Source organism: Mumia sp. zg.B21 (assembly GCF_019550855.1).
Lineage (GTDB): Bacteria > Actinomycetota > Actinomycetes > Propionibacteriales > Nocardioidaceae > Mumia.
Window position 1 is genome coordinate 1389455 of the sequence record NZ_JAHWCJ010000001.1, and the last position, 20899, is coordinate 1410353.

General features: G+C 70.4%; 17 protein-coding genes. 6 read left to right on the forward strand and 11 right to left on the reverse strand.

Annotated elements, in window-relative coordinates; genetic code table 11:
• Positions 1 to 4: 4 nt before the first annotated feature.
• Complete coding sequence (locus KV100_RS06875) at positions 5 to 640, reverse strand: NADH-quinone oxidoreductase subunit B (RefSeq protein ID WP_374197338.1); 636 nt, start codon at positions 638 to 640, stop codon at positions 5 to 7.
• Entirely contained in the window at positions 631 to 1005 is a 375-nt protein-coding gene (locus tag KV100_RS06880) for an NADH-quinone oxidoreductase subunit A (protein WP_220342110.1), read from the reverse strand. Before KV100_RS06880 ends, KV100_RS06875 begins: the two co-directional genes overlap by 10 nt.
• A 123-nt stretch (positions 1006 to 1128) precedes the next feature.
• Between KV100_RS06880 and KV100_RS06885 the strand changes: the two genes are divergently transcribed.
• Positions 1129 to 3126 (forward strand): S8 family serine peptidase, encoded by a 1998-nt coding sequence (locus KV100_RS06885; RefSeq protein WP_220342111.1) that lies wholly within the window; start codon positions 1129 to 1131, stop codon positions 3124 to 3126.
• 66 nt (positions 3127 to 3192) lie between these two features.
• The gene (locus KV100_RS06890; RefSeq protein WP_220342112.1) at positions 3193 to 3696 is read left to right on the forward strand and encodes a hypothetical protein; all 504 of its coding nucleotides are present in this window, start codon (positions 3193 to 3195) and stop codon (positions 3694 to 3696) included.
• Positions 3697 to 3722: 26 nt separating this feature from the next.
• On the opposite strand, the gene KV100_RS06895 is transcribed toward KV100_RS06890, so the two are convergent.
• A complete protein-coding gene (locus KV100_RS06895) occupies positions 3723 to 4343 on the reverse strand; it encodes an HAD family phosphatase (protein WP_220342113.1) in 621 nt (206 codons plus the stop codon).
• A 142-nt stretch (positions 4344 to 4485) separates the two neighbouring features.
• Between KV100_RS06895 and KV100_RS06900 the strand changes: the two genes are divergently transcribed.
• The 4 genes from KV100_RS06900 (at position 4486) to rarD (ending at position 10180) form a co-directional block, all read left to right on the forward strand.
• Positions 4486 to 6069 carry a M20/M25/M40 family metallo-hydrolase gene (locus tag KV100_RS06900; RefSeq protein WP_220342114.1) on the forward strand — a complete coding sequence of 528 codons (1584 nt, stop codon included), beginning with the start codon at positions 4486 to 4488 and terminating at the stop codon, positions 6067 to 6069.
• A 221-nt stretch (positions 6070 to 6290) separates the two neighbouring features.
• The gene (locus tag KV100_RS06905) at positions 6291 to 8174 is read left to right on the forward strand and encodes a 2-oxoacid:acceptor oxidoreductase subunit alpha (RefSeq protein ID WP_255559057.1); all 1884 of its coding nucleotides are present in this window, start codon (positions 6291 to 6293) and stop codon (positions 8172 to 8174) included.
• Positions 8171 to 9250, forward strand: a complete 1080-nt coding sequence (locus tag KV100_RS06910) for a 2-oxoacid:ferredoxin oxidoreductase subunit beta (RefSeq protein ID WP_220342115.1) — start codon at positions 8171 to 8173, stop codon at positions 9248 to 9250. Before KV100_RS06905 ends, KV100_RS06910 begins: the two co-directional genes overlap by 4 nt.
• A gap of 9 nt (positions 9251 to 9259) precedes the next feature.
• A complete protein-coding gene (gene rarD, locus KV100_RS06915; RefSeq protein ID WP_220342116.1) occupies positions 9260 to 10180 on the forward strand; it encodes an EamA family transporter RarD in 921 nt (306 codons plus the stop codon).
• 22 nt (positions 10181 to 10202) lie between these two features.
• On the opposite strand, the gene KV100_RS06920 is transcribed toward rarD, so the two are convergent.
• The 8 genes from KV100_RS06920 to nuoI all read right to left on the reverse strand — a co-directional run bounded on the left by KV100_RS06920 (position 10203) and on the right by nuoI (position 20895).
• The gene (locus tag KV100_RS06920; RefSeq protein ID WP_220342117.1) at positions 10203 to 12914 is read right to left on the reverse strand and encodes a SpoIIE family protein phosphatase; all 2712 of its coding nucleotides are present in this window, start codon (positions 12912 to 12914) and stop codon (positions 10203 to 10205) included.
• Between the two features lie 62 nt (positions 12915 to 12976).
• On the reverse strand, positions 12977 to 13975 hold the full coding sequence (locus KV100_RS06925; RefSeq protein WP_308291369.1) for a polyprenyl synthetase family protein: 999 nt from the start codon (positions 13973 to 13975) through the stop codon (positions 12977 to 12979).
• Between the two features lie 29 nt (positions 13976 to 14004).
• Positions 14005 to 15609 (reverse strand): NADH-quinone oxidoreductase subunit NuoN, encoded by a 1605-nt coding sequence (nuoN, locus tag KV100_RS06930; protein WP_220342540.1) that lies wholly within the window; start codon positions 15607 to 15609, stop codon positions 14005 to 14007.
• Between the two features lie 11 nt (positions 15610 to 15620).
• Positions 15621 to 17159 (reverse strand): NADH-quinone oxidoreductase subunit M, encoded by a 1539-nt coding sequence (locus tag KV100_RS06935; protein ID WP_220342118.1) that lies wholly within the window; start codon positions 17157 to 17159, stop codon positions 15621 to 15623.
• Positions 17160 to 17164: 5 nt separating this feature from the next.
• A complete protein-coding gene (gene nuoL, locus KV100_RS06940) occupies positions 17165 to 19120 on the reverse strand; it encodes an NADH-quinone oxidoreductase subunit L (protein ID WP_220342119.1) in 1956 nt (651 codons plus the stop codon).
• A gap of 10 nt (positions 19121 to 19130) precedes the next feature.
• On the reverse strand, positions 19131 to 19430 hold the full coding sequence (gene nuoK / locus KV100_RS06945) for an NADH-quinone oxidoreductase subunit NuoK (RefSeq protein WP_220342120.1): 300 nt from the start codon (positions 19428 to 19430) through the stop codon (positions 19131 to 19133).
• Positions 19427 to 20296, reverse strand: coding sequence for an NADH-quinone oxidoreductase subunit J (locus tag KV100_RS06950; protein ID WP_255559084.1), 870 nt, complete (start codon positions 20294 to 20296; stop codon positions 19427 to 19429). Before KV100_RS06950 ends, nuoK begins: the two co-directional genes overlap by 4 nt.
• A gap of 26 nt (positions 20297 to 20322) precedes the next feature.
• Complete coding sequence (gene nuoI, locus KV100_RS06955) at positions 20323 to 20895, reverse strand: NADH-quinone oxidoreductase subunit NuoI (RefSeq protein ID WP_220342122.1); 573 nt, start codon at positions 20893 to 20895, stop codon at positions 20323 to 20325.
• Between the last annotated feature and the right edge of the window lie 4 nt (positions 20896 to 20899).

Consider the following 20899-nt stretch of genomic DNA (forward strand, 5'->3'; position numbering starts at 1 on the left):
GCGACTAGCCGTCCTGCTCAGGCGTGACCGGCGGCCGCAGCAGCGACGAGAGCGAGCGGCGCAGTCCTGTCCGGCCGTAGCGCTGCGCGAGGTCTTCGCCGGCGATCTTGTCCTGAAGGGTGACGATCCCCTGGAGGAGGGCCTCCGGCCGCGGCGGACAGCCGGGGACGTACACGTCGACCGGGATGATCTGGTCGACGCCCTTGGTGACGCAGTACGAGTCCCAGTAGGGGCCGCCGGAGTTGGCGCACGACCCGAAGGAGATGACGTACTTGGGGTCGGGCATCTGCGCGTAGAGCCGCTCGATCGCCGGCGCCATCTTGTCGGTCACCGTGCCCGACACGACCATGAGGTCGGCCTGCCGGGGACCGGGGGCGAAGGGGATGACCCCGAGGCGGATGAAGTCGTGACGGGCCATCGACGCCGCGATGAACTCGATCGCGCAGCACGCCAGCCCGAAGTTGAAGACCCACAGCGAGTAGCGACGCCCCCAGTTGAGCAGATAGCGCACGGGCCGAGGCGCCAGCGCGGATCCGACGCCGAGGTCGACCTCGCCCAGCCTCTCCATGGACGGGCTCTGCAGCGTCGGGCTCTGCAACGTAGGGACGCCGAGGTCGACCGCACCCTTGGTCACGTCCACGACAGCACCCCCGTGCGCCATGCATAGACGAGGCCGACGGCGATGAAGCCGAGGAACACCGCCATCTCCACCGCGGCCGCCCACCCGATGGACGCGAACACGACCGCCCATGGGAAGAGGAACACCGCGTCGACGGCGAAGATGACGTAGAGGAACGCGTAGACGTAGTAGCGCACGTTGCTCTGCGCCCACCCGGTGCCGACGGGGTCCACGCCGGACTCGTACGTCAGCAGCTTGGCCGGATCGGGCAGCGCGGGACGGAACAGCCGGTTGGCCCCGAGCATGCCTGCGGCCAGAGCCACGCCGACCCCGATGATCGCGGCGACCGACGCGTACGTCACCAGGTAGTCGGGGTAGTCGGACATGCGCCTGAGTCTAGGGGGTCGCCGCCGGCCTGCGTGCGGAGCGCGACGGCTCACCGGGTGTGTCCGTGACCGACCTCCGGACCGCGGGAGAGAGCGAGCCGCCCACCCGTCACACTGGGGCGCATGTCACCCCTCCTCCGGCCGCTCGGCCTGGTCGCGTGCGCGAGCCTCGTCCTCGGCACCGTCGCTCCGGCGGTCGCCGCACCCCCGGATCTCGGCGCGCGGGACGCCGCATCCGAGACCGCGCCTCCGGCGGTGCGCGATGCTGCAGGCCCGCGCGCGGCGGGCCTGATCATCACCTACGCCGACGGCGCACGTCCGTCGGCGACGGTCTCCCGCGCGGCCGTCGAGGCAGAGGGCCCGGACACGTCCGGGACCACCACGCCGGTCGCCGAGGGGGTGGACTCCCTGGCATTCTCCGAGCCGGTGAGTCTCACCGCGGCGCAGGAGGCGGCCACCGACCTCGAGGACCTCCCCGGTGTCGCGTCTGTCGAGCCCGACGTCCTGGTGACCACGGCCGCTCCGCCAGCTCTCAACGACACCGACTGGAACAAGCAGTGGAGCATCCATGAGGCGTACGGGTCGCAGGCCTACACCGCATGGCCGGTCACGACCGGCCGGGTCGTCGTGGGGGTGGTCGACACCGGCCAGAGCAAGCACCCCGATCTCAACGGCAAGATGGTCTCGGGGATGGACTTCATCTCCTCGAAGCAGATCGCCCGCGACGGGCACGGCCGGGACTCCAACCCTCGCGACGAGGGCGACTGGGTCACGGGGACCGAGGGGTGTGGCGCCGCCTCCCCGAGCTCGTGGCACGGCACGCACGTGGCCGGCATCATCGGCGCCCGTGCCAACAACCGCACAGGAGTCGCGGGCAACGCACCGGGAGTCCGCATCCAGCACCTGCGCATCCTCGGGCGCTGCGGGGGCGCCACCTCCGACATTGCCGCCGCGATCACGTGGGGCTCGGGCGGCACGGTTCCCACGCTGCCGCGCAACCGGACTCCCGCGAAGGTGCTCAACCTGTCGCTGTCCGGACGTTCCGACTTCTGCCCGACCGCCCTCCGCAAGGCGATCGCCGGAGCACGGGGCCGCGGGACCGTCGTCGTCGTGGCGGCCGGCAACGACTCCATGAACGCGCGGCTCTTCACGCCGGCGAACTGCCCCGGCGTCGTCACGGTGGGCGCGACGAACCGGCTCGGTCAGGCGGCCGGCGGGTTCGTCAAGACCGGGTGGGTCCCCTACCCCAACTACGGCCCCTCCCTCGACCTCTCCGCCCCCGGCGGCGACCTCGTCAAGGGCGACTCCATCCTCTCCACGGTCAACACCGGCGCCAAGGGGCCCGCCCGCCCGGGATGGGCTGAGCAGTCGGGCACGAGCATGGCGGCACCTGCAGTGTCCGCCGCCGCCGCACTGATCGCGTCGCACGGCTCCTATCCCGCCTCGACGATCGAGGGCGCGCTGCGGTGGGCGGTCAAGCCCTTCCCGCAGCTCTCCAACGGTCGAGCCAACTGCGCGCCGTCCAGGTGCGGGCGCGGCATCCTGGACGTCTCCCGTCTCTCGTTGGCGACGGCGGCGCCGGTGGCGAGCGGCAGGGCGGCTCTCGGCCAGACCCTCACGACGACACGCGGCACCTGGACCAGCGCCCCGACCGCCTACAGCTACCGCTGGGTGCGCAACGGCCGCGCCATCCCCGGCGCCTACGGCACGTCGTACCGGATCACGCCGGCCGACGGCGGGGCGCTGATCCAGTCGCAGGTCGCGGGCCGCAAGGGCGCCGGCTCCCCAGCCCTCTGGCGCAGCTCCAACGGCTTTCGCGTCCCGAAGATCGCGACCGCCGTACGCCTGAAGGCCACGCCGAAGAAGACGCGGTACGGCCGTACCGGCTCGAGGCTCGTGGCCCGGGTCTCGGTCGCCGCGGGCTCCGTCCGAGGCAAGGTCGTCTTCCGAGACGGCACCAAGAAGATCAAGGCCGTGAAGGTGAAGAACGGCAAGGCGGTGCTCAAGCTCTCGCCGAAGAAGCTCAAGCGCGGCAAGCACGCGATCACCGCCACGTACGTCGCGGCACACCCGGCCTTCAAGCGGGCGAAGTCCCGGCCGGTCACGCTGCGGGTCCGCTAGCAGGCACCGGCCGGCAGAGAGGGCGGGGACACGACCAGTGTCCCCGCCCTCTCCTACGCTCGGGCCATGAGTGAGCAGAGCACGACGCCGGACCCCATCATGCAGCGCATCGCGGTGGCGATGTCGCTCGGTCAGCGCGACGACCGAGACGGAGCGCGGGCCGCGCTGCGGGAGGTGTGGGACGAGCTGGGAGAGGACGGTGACTCGTTCCACCGGTGCGTCGTCGCGCACTTCCTCGCCGACGTCACCGCCGACGCGGAGGAGGAGCTGGTCTGGGACCTGCGTGCGCTCGCCGCAGCGCGCGAGACGAGCGACGAGCGGGCGAAGGCCCATCACGCGTCGCTGACGATCGCCGGGTTCTTCCCCTCCTTGCACCTCAACCTCGCCGACGTGCTGCGCCGGCTCGGCCGCTTCGACGAGGCGGCCGAGCACGCGGAGTCGGCCTCGGCCCGGATCGACGTGCTCCCCGAGGACGACTACGGGACCGGCCTGCACGAGGCGCTCGTCGAGGTCACGGCGATGATCACCGCCCGCGACACCACGGCCCGGGACTCGGCGCCGGGCGCGTGAGGAGGGCGCCGTCGGACGGCACGGGCTCAGGCGCGGGCGAGCGGCAAGCCTCGGTCGACCAGCTCGCCACGGAGGTCCTCGGGAGTGGTGAACGGGATGGCGTCCATCCCAGCGACCCCGGCGGCGAGGATGTTGCGCGGCGAGTCGTCGGTGAAGACGACCCCGTCGAGAGGGCGCCCGAGCCGCTCGGCCAGGACCTCGAAGATCCGAGGGTCCGGCTTCGCGCAGCCCTCCTCGCCGGACACGACGATGTCGTCGAACGCCTCGAGCACCTCGAAGCGCGCTCGTGCATGGCCGAAGAGCTCCGCCGACCAGTTCGTCAGAGCGACCAGCGGCACCCCGGCGTCGCGGAGCTCCTGCACGATCGCGACGGACCCCTCGATCTCGCCGACGAGGGAAGCCTCGAAGTTCACGCGATAGGCGGTGATCTCGTCGGCGTAGTGCGGGAACGCTCCGCGCGCGACCCGCTCGGCCTCGTCCCACGGACGGCCCTCGTCCTGGAGGTGGTTCCACGCCAGGAAGTCGAACTCGGGATCACCGAGGAAGGCCATCGCGCGCTCGTCCCCCACGCTCGCGGCCACCGCGGGGACCGGGTCCCAGCGGACGAGGACATTGCCGATGTCGAAGACCACAGGATCAGCTGCCATGCGTCCACGCTAACGAGCCGTGCCCCACAACGAGGGTGGCGGCCGGGCGCCGATGCCCCCTAGGGTCGGGGCGTTCGGCACATCTCGGGCAGAGCGGGGCCGGGCACTCAACGAGGAGGCTCGTCCAGTGTCACGAAAGTCAATGAGGACCATCGCCGCCGCGGTCGCGATCGCGGCGCTCGGCCTCGCCGGCACAGCTCCGGCGAACGCCGTCCCCAACAACAACTCGGTCAAGAAGCTCACCAAGGCCGTCACTGTCGAAGGCGTCCTCGACCACCTCGAGGCCTTGCAGGACATCGCCGACGAGTACGGAGACCGGGCCTCTGGTCGCCCGGGCTACGACGCCTCGGTGGACTACGTCGTCTCCCAGCTCGAAGGCGCCGGCTACGACCCTGTCGTCCAGGAGTTCACCTTCGACTACAGCGAGGAGAACTCGGAGCTGGCCAGGGTGAGCCCGGACCCGCGGACGTTCGTCGACGAGAGGGATTTCCTCCGCAACAGCTTCGACACCGGCACGCCCGAAGGCACCGCGACCGGCCCGCTGGTCCCTGTCGGCGTCGTGGTGCCGTCGGCGGACCTCCCGCCGAACAGCAACACGAGTGGTTGCGAGGCGAGCGACTTCGCCGACTTCCCCGAGGGCGGCATCGCCCTGGTGCAGCGCGGCACGTGCGGGTTCACCGTGAAGGTCCTCAACGCCCAGGCGGCCGGCGCGGCCGGCGTCGTGGTGATGAACGAGGGCCAGCCGGGCCGTACCGGCCTGGTCGGCATGATCGGTGACGCGACCGGCCTGACGATCCCCGCAGTCTTCGCGACGTCGGCCGCCGGCGAGGATCTCGCGGCGACGCCTGGCGCCACCGTGACCGTCACCGTCGACTACCTGTCCGAGGAGCGGACGACCTACAACGTCGTCGCCGAGACCAAGCAGGGCGACGACGACAACACGGTGATGGTGGGCGCCCACCTCGACGGCGTCCAGGCGGGTGCCGGGATCAACGACAACGGCACCGGCAGCGCTGCGCTGCTCGAGACCGCGATCCAGATGCAGAAGGTCAAGCCCAGCAACACCGTGCGCTTCGCCTGGTGGGGAGCTGAGGAGTCCGGTCTGCTGGGGTCCGAGCACTACGTCGAGGCCCTCACCGCCGCCGAGGCCGACGACATCGCGCTCTACCTGAACTTCGACATGATCGGCTCCCCGAACTACATGTTCGGCATCTACGACGGCGACAACTCCGGTGGCACCGCTGCCCCCGGCTTCATCCCGGAGGGCTCGGCGCAGATCGAGGACGTGTTCGAGAAGTTCTACGCAGACCGCGGCATCCCCTCGCAGGACACGGAGTTCTCCGGGCGGTCCGACTACGGCCCGTTCATCGCGGTCGGCATCCCGGCGGGCGGCCTGTTCACCGGGGCGGAGGGGGTGAAGACCCCGGCGGAGGCCGAGCTGTACGGCGGCGTCGCCGGCGCGTCGTACGACCCGTGCTACCACGCCGCCTGCGACAACCTTCGGGGCGACGGCCGGGACGAGGCGCTGTACGACCAGCTCGAGGAGGACTACACGCTGGTCGGCAACGTCAACGAGTACGCGCTCGACGTGAACGCCGACGCGCTCGCCGCGGCGACGATCACGTTCGCGTTCGACACCTCGACGGTCAACGGGGTCCGCAAGCCCGGGAAGTCGCACGGCGCAGGCAAGAGCAAGGACGCGTTCAAGAACCGCTTCGCGCGGTAGGCGACGCACTGCACTGCACTGCCCGGGGCCCACGGTCCCGGGCAGTGCTGCGTCCAGACTGGCTCCGTCGCGCGCGTGGCACAGTGGACGGGCCCCCGGTAGACATGCCCGGGATCTGACCTGGAACGGTGTTCCAGATTCCCTCCCCTTACTCTGGCAGGTGTGGCTAACCTGCTCACCGGGGGCACCACCTCAGAGACGACGCACAGAAGGGCCGGGCCTTGGCGAGCGAGAGCAAGCGGGTCGAAAAGCTGGACCGGGTGGTCATCCGGTTCGCAGGAGACTCCGGCGACGGGATGCAGCTGACGGGTGACCGGTTCACCCAGGAGACCGCGGCCTTCGGCAACGATCTCTCCACCCTCCCGAACTTCCCCGCGGAGATCCGCGCACCTCAGGGCACGCTGCCGGGCGTCAGCTCGTTCCAGGTCCACTTCGCCGACCACGACATCCTCACCCCCGGCGACCGGCCGGACGTCCTGGTCGCGATGAACCCCGCGGCGCTCGCGGCCAACATCGACGCGCTGCGCCCCGGCGGCATCGTCATCGTCGACAGCCACGACTTCACCAAGCGCAACCTGGCCAAGGCCGGCTACGAGGTCTCGCCGCTCGACGACGACAGCCTCGCCGACTACCAGGTGCACGCGCTGGACCTCACCGGCATGACCGTCGGCGCCGTCGCCGGCTTCGGGCTCGGACGCAAGGACGCAGCGCGCTCCAAGAACATGTTCGCGCTCGGCCTGGTCTCCTGGATGTACGGCCGCCCGACCGACTCGACGCTGGCGTACCTCGAGACCAAGTTCGCGGCCAAGCCCGCGATCCGCGACGCCAACGTCGCCGCCTTCAAGGCCGGCTGGTACTTCGGTGAGACGACCGAGGCGTTCGCGGTCTCGTACGAGATCGCCCCGGCGCGGATGGACAGCGGCCGCTACCGCAACATCACGGGCAACACCGCACTGGCGTACGGCATCGTCGCCGCGGGTCAGCGCTCCGGACTGCCCGTCTTCCTCGGCGCCTACCCCATCACGCCCGCGTCCGACATCCTGCACGAGCTGAGCAAGCACAAGGGCTTCGGCGTCACGACGTTCCAGGCCGAGGACGAGATCGCCGGGATCGGCGCCGCGCTCGGCGCCTCCTTCGGCGGCGCGCTCGGCGTCACGACCACGTCCGGCCCCGGCATCTCGCTCAAGTCCGAGACCATCGGCCTCGCGGTGATGCTCGAGCTCCCGCTGGTCATCGTCGACGTCCAGCGGGGCGGACCGTCGACCGGTCTGCCGACCAAGACCGAGCAGTCCGACCTGCTGCAGGCGATGTTCGGCCGCAACGGCGAGGCGCCGCTCCCGGTCATCGCGCCGCAGTCGGCAGCCGACTGCTTCGACGCCGCGCTCGAGGCCGCACGGATCGCCGTGACCTATCGCACGCCGGTGATGCTGCTGTCCGACGGCTACCTGGCCAACGGCTCCGAGCCGTGGATGATCCCCGACGTCGACACCCTCCCCCGGATCGAGCCGGCCTTCGCCACCGTGCCGCCCGAGGGCGAGGAGTTCCTGCCCTACGCCCGCGATCCCGAGACCCACGCCCCGTCGTGGGCGCCTCCGGGTGTCGCGGGTCTCGAGCACCGTGTCGGCGGCATCGAGAAGGCCGACGGCACCGGCAACATCTCCTACGACCCCGCCAACCACGACCGCATGGTGCGCAACCGTGCGGCCAAGGTGGCGCGCGTCGCCGACTCGATCCCGGACCTCGTCGTCGACGACCCGTCGGGCGAGGCGCGGGTCCTCGTCCTCGGCTGGGGCTCGACGTACGGGCCCATCGGCGCCGGCGTCCGCTCGGCGCGCGCTCAGGGCATCGACGTCGCCCACACCCACCTCCGCCACGTCAACCCGTTCCCGCGCAACCTCGGCGAGATCCTGCGCTCCTACGACCACGTGATCGTGCCCGAGATGAACCTCGGCCAACTCGCGCTGCTCCTGCGCGCCGAGTTCCTGGTCGACGTCAGGGGCTACGACAAGGTGACCGGCATGCCGTTCGGCTCCGACGAGCTGGCGGAGGTCATCGCGCAGGCCGTCAAGAGCATCGACACCCACCGCCTGGAGAACCACCGATGAGCATCGACCTCCCCGCCCCGATCCTCGCCCGCGACGGACTCGCCGGGATGCCGGCTGCCGAGGCGCGGCAGACCGGCAAGGAGTTCACCTCCGACCAGGAGGTGCGCTGGTGCCCCGGCTGCGGCGACTACGCCGTGCTCAAGGCCGTCCAGGGCTTCCTCCCCGACCTCGGACTGAAGCGCGAGAACATCGTCTTCGTCTCCGGCATCGGCTGCTCGTCGCGCTTCCCGTACTACCTCGACACCTACGGCCTCCACTCGATCCACGGCCGGGCGCCCGCGATCGCCACCGGGCTGGCGACCGCCCGCTCCGACCTCTCGGTGTGGGTCGTCACCGGCGACGGCGACGCGCTGTCGATCGGAGGCAACCACCTCATCCACGCGCTGCGCCGCAACGTCAACATGACGATCCTGCTGTTCAACAACCGGATCTACGGCCTCACGAAGGGCCAGTACTCCCCGACGTCGGAGATCGGCAAGGTCACCAAGTCCACGCCGATGGGCTCCCTCGACAACCCGTTCAACCCGATCTCCCTGGCGCTCGGCGCGGAGGCGACGTTCGTGGCGCGGACGATCGACACCGACCGCAACCACCTGACGGGCGTGCTCCGCGAGGCCGCTGCGCACCGCGGTACGTCGCTGGTCGAGATCTACCAGAACTGCCCGATCTTCAACGACGGGGCGTTCGACACGATCAAGGACCCCGAGACGCGTGACCACGCGGTCATCCCCCTGGTCCACGGCCAGCCGGTCGTCTACGGTCCGAACGGTGAGCACGGGCTCGTCCGCGATCCCGCCACCGGCGTCATCTCGGCGGTCGAGGTCACCGACGCCAACCGTGACCAGCTGCTCGTCCACGACGCCCACGCCGACGACCCGACCCTCGCGTTCGCGATTAGCCGGCTCACCGACGGCGGCCACCTCGACCGGGCACCGGTCGGGATCTTCCGGCAGGTCGAGCGCGCAACCTACGACGACCGCGCCCGTCAGCAGCTGCAGACCGCGGTCGAGTCGTCGGGACCGGGTGACCTGCAGCAGCTGCTGACCGGCAACGACACCTGGACGATCGGAACGTAACCTGCCGGAGTGACGACGACGCAGCGCTCCGAGACCGCGGAAGGCCTCGCGTACGGAGTCGGTGCGTACCTCTTGTGGGGGGTCGTCCCGCTCTACTGGCCGCTGCTGGAGCCGGCGTCGGCGCTGGAGGTGCTGGCGCACCGCGTCGTGTGGTCGCTGGTCACCGTCGGCGTTCTCCTCCTCGTCACGCGGCGCTGGTCGCAAGCGCTGGCGGTGACGCGCGACCCGCGCCGCATGGCGTACGTCGTCGCCGGCGCCGTCGTCGTCGCGATCAACTGGGGGACGTTCATCTACGCGGTGAACTCCGACCACGTGGTGGAGGCGTCCCTCGGCTACTTCATCAACCCGCTGGTGACCATCGCCCTCGGTGTGGTCTTCCTCCGGGAGCGGCTGCGTCCGGTGCAGTGGTGCGCGCTCGCCCTCGCCCTCGCCGCCGTCGTCGAGCTCACCTGGGAGTACGGCCGGCTCCCCGTGATCGCCCTGACCCTCGCTCTGAGCTTCGGGGTGTACGGACTGATGAAGAAGCAGGCCGCGATCGGCGCGGTCGAGGGGCTCGCGCTGGAGACCTTCGCGCTGGCACCGGTCGCGGCGGCGTACCTCGGCTATCTCGCTGTGACGGGCGCTCTGGCCTTCGGCAGCCACGGTCTCGGGCACGCCCTCCTGCTCGCCTCGACCGGCCTGGTGACCGCCGTCCCGCTGCTGCTGTTCGGCGGCGCCGCCACGCGCCTCACCCTGACCTCGCTCGGCCTGCTGCAGTACCTCGCGCCGATCCTCCAGTTCGCCGTCGGAGTCTTCGTGTTCCACGAGGCCATGACGACGGGCCGGTGGGTCGGCTTCACACTGGTGTGGGCCGCGCTGATCCTGATCACCGTCGAGGCCACGCGCCACCACCGCCGTACGCTGCGCGAGTCCGCGTCGAACCTGGTCTAGCCCGGCGTCGACGTGCCGCCGCTCAGCGGACCAGGTCGCTCGCTCGCGGCGTCGCCACCCGGGCACGGACGACGGAGCCCTCGGCGGTGCTCGTCGCCTCCACGCCGCGGCTCAGCGTCCGCACGATGTAGAGGCCGCGGCCGCGCTCGCGGCCGGCGGGCGGAGGCGTTCTGCCGTGCTCGTTCAGACGAGGGTCGCCCTGCCCGTCATCGGTCGTCTCGATCACGAGATCGCCGTCGACCATCTCCACCGACAGCACGGCACGGGTGCGCGCCGCCGTGATCGCGTTGGCGAGGAGCTCGTCGGCGACGAGGAGCGCATCCTCGCTGATCACGCCGTGTCCTCCCATCCACTCGCGCATCTCCCGGCGGACGCGGCCGATCATCGACACGCCCTGCGGGCCGAGCTCCCAGCGGGCGCGACGCGGGAGCGCCGGCCTGGTCGCCCGGCGGACGACGAGGGCGAGGGCATCGTCGTGCCTCTCCGCCCCCTCGAGCGACCGGTCGACGAGCGCGTCGGAGAGCTCCTGCGCCGGAAGCCCGGCCACCTCGGAGGCGATGCGCTCGAGCTGCGCCATCCCGGCGATGATGTCGCGCCGCGCCTCGACCAGCCCGTCGGTGTAGAGGATGAGCGACTCCCCTTCCTCCAGGGTGGTGACCGCGACGCTGGTGCTGCCGACCCCTGGCCAGCCGATCGCTCCCCCGCTGCCGGCGACCTGCCGGACCGTTCCGTCCGGGGCGACGATGAACGCGGGCGGGTGTCCACCGGAGGCGACGCGGAGCTCGCCGGTGCTCGGGTCGAGGCGGGCGACGACGACCGTGGCGACCAGCTCCGAGTCCTGCGCGTCCAGCAGCTCGTCCGCACGGAGCACCAGGTCCTCCAGAGGAGTGCCCTCCACGGCGACGTAGCGGAGCGTGTGGATCACCGTGAGTGCGTCACGGGTGGCGGTCACACCGTGGCCGAGGACGTCGACGACGGCGACGTGGAGCTCGCCGGTCGGCAGCCGGCGCCAGTCGAAGAGGTCACCCCCGGTCGGCGCCGTGGGGTCGGAGGCGACATAGGCGACGGCGATGTCGACCCCGTCCATCCCGGGAGGCTCCGGGGCCACGGCCTGCTGCAGGTGGTCGACCACCAGACGCTGCGCTGCCTGCATCTCGACGAGATGGCTGAACTGCTCGCGGAGCTCGTGGAACTCCGTCGCCGGCGTGATGTCGCGGGCGACCACGACGAGACGCGGCGCGCCGGGGCTGTCCTCGGCCGGGGTGAAGGAGCACGCGAGCTGCTGCACGCGGCCGTCGGTCGCCGTGACCACCATCTCTCTCGGGAACTCGCTCAGACTGCGCCAGTTCACGAGGTCGACCGGCCGGCCGGCGGACGTCCGGGCCTGGAGGCGCTGGAGTGCGTCACGCCGTCCGACCGCCTCCGCGGCCGAGAGACCGGTGATCCGCTCGCACGCTGGGTTCCACGTGGCGATGACGCCGGCGGCGTCGAGGGTGAAGATGCCGTCGGAGGTGCTCTGGAGGATCTGCGCGACCGAGCGTTCGCTCTGGACGACCTTGGCGATCGCCCAGCCTCGCGTGAGCGTGTGTGCGGTCTGCCGGGCCAGCGTCACCATCATCGAGACCTGGTCGCGCTCGACCGCCCTTGTCGGGCGGAGCACGTCGAACAGCGCGATCACCCCGATGTCACGCGGGCCGATCTGCATGGGCGTGGACAGGCATGACCGCCGACCGGCCTCCCGGAGCAGCCGCGCCAGCGTCGAGTTGTCGCCGGCCGACACCTGCGTCAGCTCCCCCCGTCTGGCCAGGCGCCGCTCCAGAGGGCCGACCGGCACGTCGCTCTCGTACGACCCGTCGGCCCGTGACCGGAACGCGGCGGGTCTGCCGTCGTCATCGACCACCACGAGCGACACGGCGCGTGCGCCCATGCGCTCACGGACCTCGGCGAGGAAGGGCCGCAGGGCCGTCATGGGATCGACAGGCTCGGAGAGGATGCGGATCGTCTCGCTCAGGGTCTCGACGCGGGCCCGGTCGGCGTACGCCCCGGAGTAGAGCCTCGCCGCCGCGAAGATGAGAACCAGCGGAACCGGGATGAGCAGGACCCCGATGGGGCTTCCCGCGAGGGCGAACACGAACAGCAGACCGAACAACGTGTTGACGACGAGGTGCACGACCACCGCGACGGCGAGGAAGCCCGGCTTGCGGACGACGTAGGGCCAGCTGACCGGGTCGGTGATCGCCGCCTCGACCAGGACCCACAGGGTGTTCACCACGGTGACCACGGCGACGGCGAGGACGATCACGCCGACGACCCGCGGGGTGAGGTCGGCCTGGAGGCCGACGACGTCCGCGACCACGGTGCCCACGGCAGCACCGAGGGTCCATCGAGCCATCAGCGCGAAGGTGCGCAGGCGGGGGTATGCGCCGTTGAGCAGCCCCGGGACGTGGGCGACGGCCACCGCGGCCGCGACCACGGTGACGTCGTACCCGTAGATCAGGGGGGTGATCGTCGAGGTCATCAGCGAGAGCCGCGCCGGGTTCGCCGGACCCCTGATCTCGAGCTGGAACTGCGCCGCGGCCGCGACGGCGACCACCAGGACGGGCAGACAGGCCCACGGGAGGTTCCGGACGGAGTCGTGCTCCAGTGTCCACCAGGCGTAGGCCAGCCCGCCGACGCACAGCCACGAGAGCACCACGAACGCCCACAGGCGTGCGTACGACCTCTGCTTGCTCACATCCGACCTCCGGGCGACCGCCTGGTGCCAGTATGCGCCGTCAGGGTGCCTCAGTCCGGGGGTCAGCCCAGCCGGGTGACGACGCGGTCGCAGACACCGAGCAGTGCGGTGCGCGCTTCGCTGTCGTCGAGCTGCAGGAGGAGGCCGCGTGCGGTGTCGGCCTCGCGGCGGACCAAGAGCCGTGCGTCGTCGAGAGCGGGGTTGGTCCGGAGCAGCCCCAGCGCCTCCTCGACCTCGGCGTCGTCGGTGAGCGGACGACTCAGGAGGTCGAGCAGCCGCGCGTCCTCGGCGCGTGCCGCCTGCTGCACGAGCAGGGTCGTCAGGGTCGGAACACCCTCGCGAAGGTCGGTGCCCGGCGTCTTGCCCGACTCGTCGGTCTCGCTCGCGATGTCGATCACGTCGTCGGCGAGCTGGAAGGCCGAGCCGATCCGCTCGCCGAACTCCGTCAGCGTCGACACGACGCCCGGGTCCGCACCGCTCATCATCGCGCCGAAGCGCGCGGCGGTGGCGATCAGCGAGCCGGTCTTGTCGGCGACCACGTCGAGGTAGTGCTGGAGCGGGTCCTCGTCGTTGCGCGGCCCGATCGTCTCGTGGATCTGGCCGTGAACCAGGCGCTGGAACGTCTCGGCCTGGATGCGCACGGCGTCGGTCCCGAGCCCGGCGACTACACGGGAGGCGACGGCGAAGAGGTAGTCGCCGGTGAGGATCGCGATCGAGTTGTCCCATCGGGCGTTGGCCGAGACCGCTCCGCGACGCAGCGACGCCTCGTCCATCACGTCGTCGTGGTAGAGCGTCGCCAGGTGGGTCAGCTCGATGACGACAGCCGACGGCACGACCTCGTCCGACTCGGGATCGTCGCCGAACTCGGCGGCGAGCAGGACGACGAGCGGCCGGAACCGCTTGCCGCCCGCAGCGAGCAGGTGGCTCGCCGTCTCCCCGATGAAGCCGTCGTCGTCGTGGACGGCAGCGCTCAGCTGCTTCTCGACCTCGTCCATCCGGACGCGGACGCGTTCTTCGAGCTCGGAGTCGGACTCGGCGATGCCCCAGGCGTGTGCCGCCACGGCTGCTGCTCCCTCGATCGTGCGATAGGTCAACGGACGAACGCCCCGGCCTGCTGCACGAGATCGAGCAGCGAATCGGGAAGTACCCCCAGCACGATTGTGACAGCCACCGCGATCCCTACGACCGACCAGGTCAGCGGGCTGGGCACGGCGACCGACGGGCCGTCCCCCTGCGGGGCCGCGAAGAAGAGCAGGACGACCACCCGGACGTAGAAGAACAGCGCGATGGCGGAGGCGACGACACCGACGACCACGAGCGGCCAGGCGCCACCCTCCCAGGCCGCCGCGAAGACGGTCCACTTGCCGATGAAGCCTCCCGTCAGGGGGATCCCGGCGAAGGACAGCAAGAAGATCGTGAAGGCCACGGCCACCACCGGAGACTCCTTGCCGAGCCCCGCCCAGCGGCTGAGGTGGGTGGTCTCGCCACCGGCGTCGCGGACCAGCGTCACGACGGCGAACGCCCCGATCACGGCCGCTCCGTACGCGATCAGGTAGAAGAGCACCGCCGACACGCTCGTCACACCGTCACCGCTCACCATGCCCGCCATCGCGACGAGCAGGAAACCCGCGTGGGCGATCGAGGAGTAGGCCAGCATCCGCTTGACGTCGGTCTGGGCGATGGAGACGACGGCACCGAACAGCATCGTGACGATCGCGATCGCCCACACGGTCGGAGCCCAGTCCCACCGGGCCCCGCCGAACGCCACGAAGAAGATCCGCAGCATCGCGATGAACGCCGCCGCCTTCGTGCCCGCCGCCATGAAGGCGGTGACCGGCGTCGGCGCGCCCTGATAGACGTCGGGCGTCCACGCGTGGAACGGCACGGCCGCGACCTTGAACAGCAGGCCGACCAGGATCAGCGCCATCCCGGCGAGGAGGATCGTCTGGCCCTCGATCCGGTTGGAGACGGCGGTCGAGATCTCGGCCAGGTCGAACGAGCCGGCGTAGCCGTAGACGAGCGCGATGCCGTACAGGAAGAACGCCGAGGAGAACGCCCCCAGGAGGAAGTACTTCATCGCCGCCTCCTGGCTGAGCAGCCGGCGACGACGCGCCAGCCCGCACATCAGGTAGAGCGGGAGGCTCAGGACCTCCAGAGCGACGAACATGCCGAGGAGGTCGTTGGCCGAGGCGAAGAACATCATCCCGGCGAGCGCGAACATGGCGAGCGGGAAGACCTCGCTGTGCTCGATGCGCAACCGCGTCGCGCGGCGTTCGTCGACACTGCCCGGCGGGGTCGCAGCCTGGCTCGTGAAGACGCTCAGGCCGCCCTCCAGGCGGCGCTCGGCGAACAGCAGCACGCCGAGCAGACCGAAGAACAGGAGCATCGCCCAGGTGACGACGGCAGGCCCGTCGACGCTCAGCGCCCCCATCGCCGTCGGACCGCCCCGTGCCGTCACGTCACCCTCGACCGGAGCAAGGTCGGTCCCGACCCAGACGGTCGCGCCGAACGCGGCGACGACGCCGACGGCGGCGAGGCCCACCTGGCTGACGAAGCGGTAGGCACGCGGGACGAACGCCTCCACGAGGACACCCGCCACGGCCACGCCCAGCACGATGAGCAACGGCGAGATCGTGCCGTAGTCGATGTCGGGTGCGTCGATCGGCGACCGGGCACCCGGGAGGGCGGCCAGCATGCTCACGGCACTCACTTGGAGCTCCCCTCGGCGGTCGGGAAGGACGGGGTCTGCGGCTCGGGGTCACCGATCTGCACGTGGTCCAGCGTGTCGGAGACAGCCGGGTTGATCACGTCGAGGATCGGCTGCGGGAACAGGCCGAAGCCGATGAGCAGCACGACGACCGGCGCGATCGCGACGATCTCGCGCGGCACCATGTCGGTCACCCCGCGGTTGTCGTCGCGCAGCGGCCCGGTCATCGTCCGCTGGTACATCAGCAGGATGTAGAGCGCCGCGAGCACGATGCCCAGCGTCGCGAACACCGCGGCCGTCGGCGAGCGGGTGAACGTGCCCGCCAGCACGAGGAACTCCCCGACGAACGTCGCCAGGCCCGGCAGCGAGAGCGAGGCGAGACCGGCGATGAGGAACAGCCCGGCGGTGATCGGGGCGATCTTCTGCACCCCGCCGAAGTCGGAGATCCGTGCCGAGCCTCGCCGTTGGATGAGGAACCCGGCGATCAGGAACAGCGCCGCCGTGGAGAGCCCGTGGTTGAACATGTAGAACGTCGCGCCCGACGCCGACTGGGTCGTCAGCGCGAAGATGCCGAGCACGATGAATCCGAAGTGCGACACCGACGTGAACGCGATCAGCCTCATCAGGTGGTCCTGCCCGATCGCGAGCAAGGCTCCGTACAGGATGCTGACGACCGCCAGCGTGATCACGACAGGACTCGCCCACTCCGAGGCCTCGGGGAAGAGGCCGAGGCAGAAGCGGATCATGCCGAACGTGCCGAGCTTGTCGAGCACGCTCACCAGCAGCACCGAGGTGCCCGGGGTGGCCGCCGAGGCGGCGTCGGGCAGCCACGTGTGCAGCGGCACCATGGGCGCCTTCACCGCGAAGGCGATGAAGAAGCCCATGAAGAGCCACCTGCCCTCGACGGTGCCGATCGACAGGTCCTTCATGTCCGCCAGCAGGAACGACGGGTCGCCCTGGCTGTTGGAGAGGGCCCACATCCCGATCACCGAGGCGAGCATGAGCAGCCCGCCGGCGAGGGAGAACATCAGGAACTTCAGGGCGGCGTACGACCGCCGGGCGCCGCCGTAGCCACCGATCAGGAAGTAGGCAGGGACGAGCGCGGCCTCGAACAAGACGTAGAAGAGGAACACGTCGGTCGCGGCGAAGACACCGATGACCAGCCCTTCGAGCGCGAGCATGAGGGCGAAGAACGTCCCGACGCTCCACCGAGCCCCGTCGGCGTCGTTCCAGCCCGCGATGATGACGATCGGCACGAGGATCGTGGTCATCAGGATCAGCGTCAGGCCGATCCCGTCCACGCCGACCGCGTAGTGGACGCCCAGCGCGGCGATCCACTCGTGCTGCTCGGCCAGCTGGTAGCCGGCGCCGTCGAGGTCGTACTGCGACAGGACGCCGAGGGAGACGGCCAGGGAGACCAGGGAGACGACGAGCGCCGCCCACTTCGCCAGCTCGGGACGGCTGCGCGGGAGCGCCGCCACCACCGCCGCGCCGACGAGAGGGACGACCATCAGGATCGTCAGCCAGGGGAAGGACATGTCACTCACGCGAGGTTCACCGCCAGGAGGGCCAGGACGAGGACGAGGGCGCCGCCGAAGATCTCCGCGGCGTAGGTCCGGACGAAGCCGGTCTGGAGCCGGCGCAGACCACGCGCGCCGTCACCGACGAGCTCGGCGGTGCCGTTGACGGCACCGTCGATCCCGCTCCCGTCCACGTAGACGAGGGACCGGGTGAGGTACTGGCCGGGCCGCATGAAGAGCGCCTCGTTGACGGCGTCCCCGTAGAGGTCGGCACGGCCGGCGCGGGTGAAGACCGAGACCTTCTGCGGCGCCGTGTCGGGGATCGTGCGCCGGCCGAAGAGCACGTATGCCAGCGCGATGCCGGCCGCGACGACCAGCACGATGATCGCGGTGATCACGATCGGCGGGACCGGGAGCTCGTGGTGCTCCTCCCCCGTCACCGGAGCCAGCCAGTCGACGATCCAGCTCGAGAAGAGCAGCGCGCCGCCGCCGACCGAGAGGGCGGCGAGGACGATCAGCGGGACGGTCATGATCTTCGGCGACTCGTGCGGGTGCACCCCCTCGCGCCAGCGCTTCTCACCGAAGAACGTCATGATCATGACGCGCGTCATGTAGAACGCGGTCACGCCGGCGCCGACCAGGGCCGCCAGGCCTGCCCAGAAGTTGGTGGCGAACGCCGCCTCGATGACCTTGTCCTTGGAGAAGAACCCGGAGAACCCTGGGAAGCCGATGATCGCCAGGTAGCCCATCGCGAAGGTCACGAAGGTCACGGGCATCATCGTGCGCAGCGCGCCGTAGTGCCTCATGTCGACGTCGTCGTTCATGCCGTGCATGACCGACCCGGCTCCCAGGAACATGTTGGCCTTGAAGAAGCCGTGCGTGATCAGGTGGAAGATCGCGAACGCGTATCCGGCCGGGCCGAGGCCCGCTGCCAGCATCATGTAGCCGATCTGGCTCATCGTGGAGCCGGCCAGCGCCTTCTTGATGTCGTCCTTCGCGCAGCCGATCCACGCGCCGTACAGGAGCGTCACCGCGCCGACGACGACCACCGCCGTACGGGCGACCTCCGACAGGTCGTAGATCGCCGCCGACCGCACGACGAGGTAGACGCCCGCCGTGACCATGGTCGCGGCGTGGATGAGGGCCGAGACCGGGGTCGGGCCCTCCATCGCGTCGAGCAGCCAGCTCTGCAGCGGCACCTGGGCCGACTTGCCGCAGGCACCCAGCAGCAGCAGGAGGCCGAGCGCGGTCGCCACACCCTGGGAGGCGTTCGCGACGTTGAGGCCGACGTCGTGGATGTTGGTCGTGCCGAACTGCGCGAACATCAGCATGATGCCGAGCGCGAGCCCGAGGTCGCCGACACGGTTGACGACGAACGCCTTCTTGGCGGCGACGGCGGCCGAGCGCTTCTCCTGCCAGAAGCCGATCAGCAGGTACGAGGCGAGGCCGACGCCCTCCCAGCCCAGGAAGAGCACGAGGTAGTCGCCCGCGAGGACGAGCACGAGCATCGCCGCGATGAAGAGGTTGAGGAAACCGAAGAACCGGCGTTTGCGCGGGTCGTCGGCCATGTAGCCGATCGAGTAGACGTGGATCAAGGACCCGACGCCGGTGATCAGCAGGACGAAGAGCGCGGCCAGCTGGTCGTAGTAGACGCTCATCGTCACGTCGAACCCGCCGACCTGCATCCAGGTCCACAGGTCGTGCGTGATCGCCCGCTCGGCGACGTCCTGCCCGAGCAGCGCGATGAAGGCGACGAGACCGACGACGAACGAGGCGATCGCGGCCAGGGTGCCCAGCAGGTGGCCGAAGCGGTCGAGCGGACCGTGGTCGCCCGCACCGTCGCCGATGAGCAGGATCGCGGCGCTGACCGCCGGGATGGCGACCACCAGCCACAACCAGGAGAAAACGCCGTCGGCAGCGACCGGCACGACGTCCGCGTGCTCGCTCGCAGCCAGCACGACGGTGGACAAACTCGTCATTCCCGTCCCCTCAGAGCTTCAGCAGACTGGCGTCGTCGACCGAGGCCGAGCGACGGGTCCGGTAGATCGACACGATGATCGCGAGGCCGACGACGACCTCGGCCGCGGCGACCACCATCACGAAGAAGGCCGCGATCTGACCGTCGAGATTGCCGTTCGCCCGCGCGAACGTGACGAACGCGAGGTTGCACGCGTTGAGCATCAGCTCCACGCACATGAAGACGATGATCGCGTTGCGGCGGACCAGGACCCCGACGGCACCGATGGTGAACAGCAGGGCCGAGAGACCGATGAAGGGTTCGACGTTCACCGGTCGGTCACCTCGTCGTCAGCAGGTCGGTCGTCAGCAGGTCGGTCTTCGGCAGGTCGGTTGTCCGCAGGGTGCGCGGCGCCGTCCTTCGGTGCCCGCGGGCCGGTCACCGAGATCGGTGCCGACTCGATGACTCCGCGCTCGGGACCGTCGGACTCCAGCTTGCGGAGCGTGACCGCGACGTCGCCGGAGAAGGCGCCGTCACGCACGACACCACGGTCGCGCAGCGTCTTCGACGTCGACGACTCGGCCGGCGAGCCGTCGGGCAGGAGGGCCGGCACGTCGACGGCGTTGTGGCGGGCGTAGACGCCGGGAGTGGGCAGGTTGCCGGGGTGCTCGCCGTGCTCGGCGTAGCGCTGCATCCGCTGGAGCGCCAGCTCGCGCTGCGTCGGCTTGGGCTCGAGCCGCTCACGGTGCGCGAGCACCATCGCGCCGAGCGCCGCGGTGATGAGCAGCGCGCTCGTCGCCTCGAACACGAACACGTACCGGTTGAAGAGCAGCCGGGCCAGCCCGTGCACGTTGCCGTCGGCATTGGCGTCGCCGAGCCCGATCACGGGCCCGACGGTCGTCTGGGCGACGACGGTGACGACCAGGAACCCGAAGAGGATGCCCACCACGGCCGCGGCCAGCCGCTGCCCGGGGATCGTCTCGACCAGGGAGTCGGTCTTGTCGACGCCGACCAGCATCAGGACGAAGAGGAACAGCATCATGATCGCGCCGGTGTAGACGATGATCTGCACGACGAACAGGAACGGTGCGTCCTGCATCGCGTACATCATCGCGAGCGAGATCATCACGACCGCGAGGCACAGCGCCGAGTGCACCGCCTTGCGCGACAGCACGACGCCGAGTGCGGCCACCACCATGATCGGTGCCAGCAACCAGAAGGCGGTCACTTCTCGCCTCCCGATGAGGATCCGCCGGCCACCGTGCCGTCGGCGGCCGCCCGCGCTGCCGCGTCGCCGCGGTAGTAGTCGCGCTCGGTGTCGCCCAGACGCATCGCGTGCGGCGGCGCCTCCATCCCCGGAAGAAGCGGGGCGAGGAGGTCGGACTTCTCGTAGATCAGCGCCTCGCGGCTCGTGTCGGCCAGCTCGTACTCGTTGGTCATCGTCAGGGCGCGCGTCGGGCACGCCTCGATGCACAGCCCGCAGAGGATGCAGCGCAGATAGTTGATCTGGTAGACGCGGCCGTAGCGCTCACCGGGCGAGAAGCGCTCGTCCTCGGTGTTGGAGGCACCCTCGACGAGGATCGCGTCGGCGGGACACGCCCACGCGCACAGCTCGCACCCGATGCACTTCTCGAGCCCGTCCGGCCACCGGTTGAGCTGGTGCCGGCCGTGGAACCGCGGCGCGGTCGGCCGCTTCTCGAACGGGTACTGCACGGTGACCGGCTTCTTGAACATCGTCCGGAACGTCACGCCGAAGCCGGCGATCGGGTCCCAGAGCTGCTCCTTCAGCGTCGCCATCGCG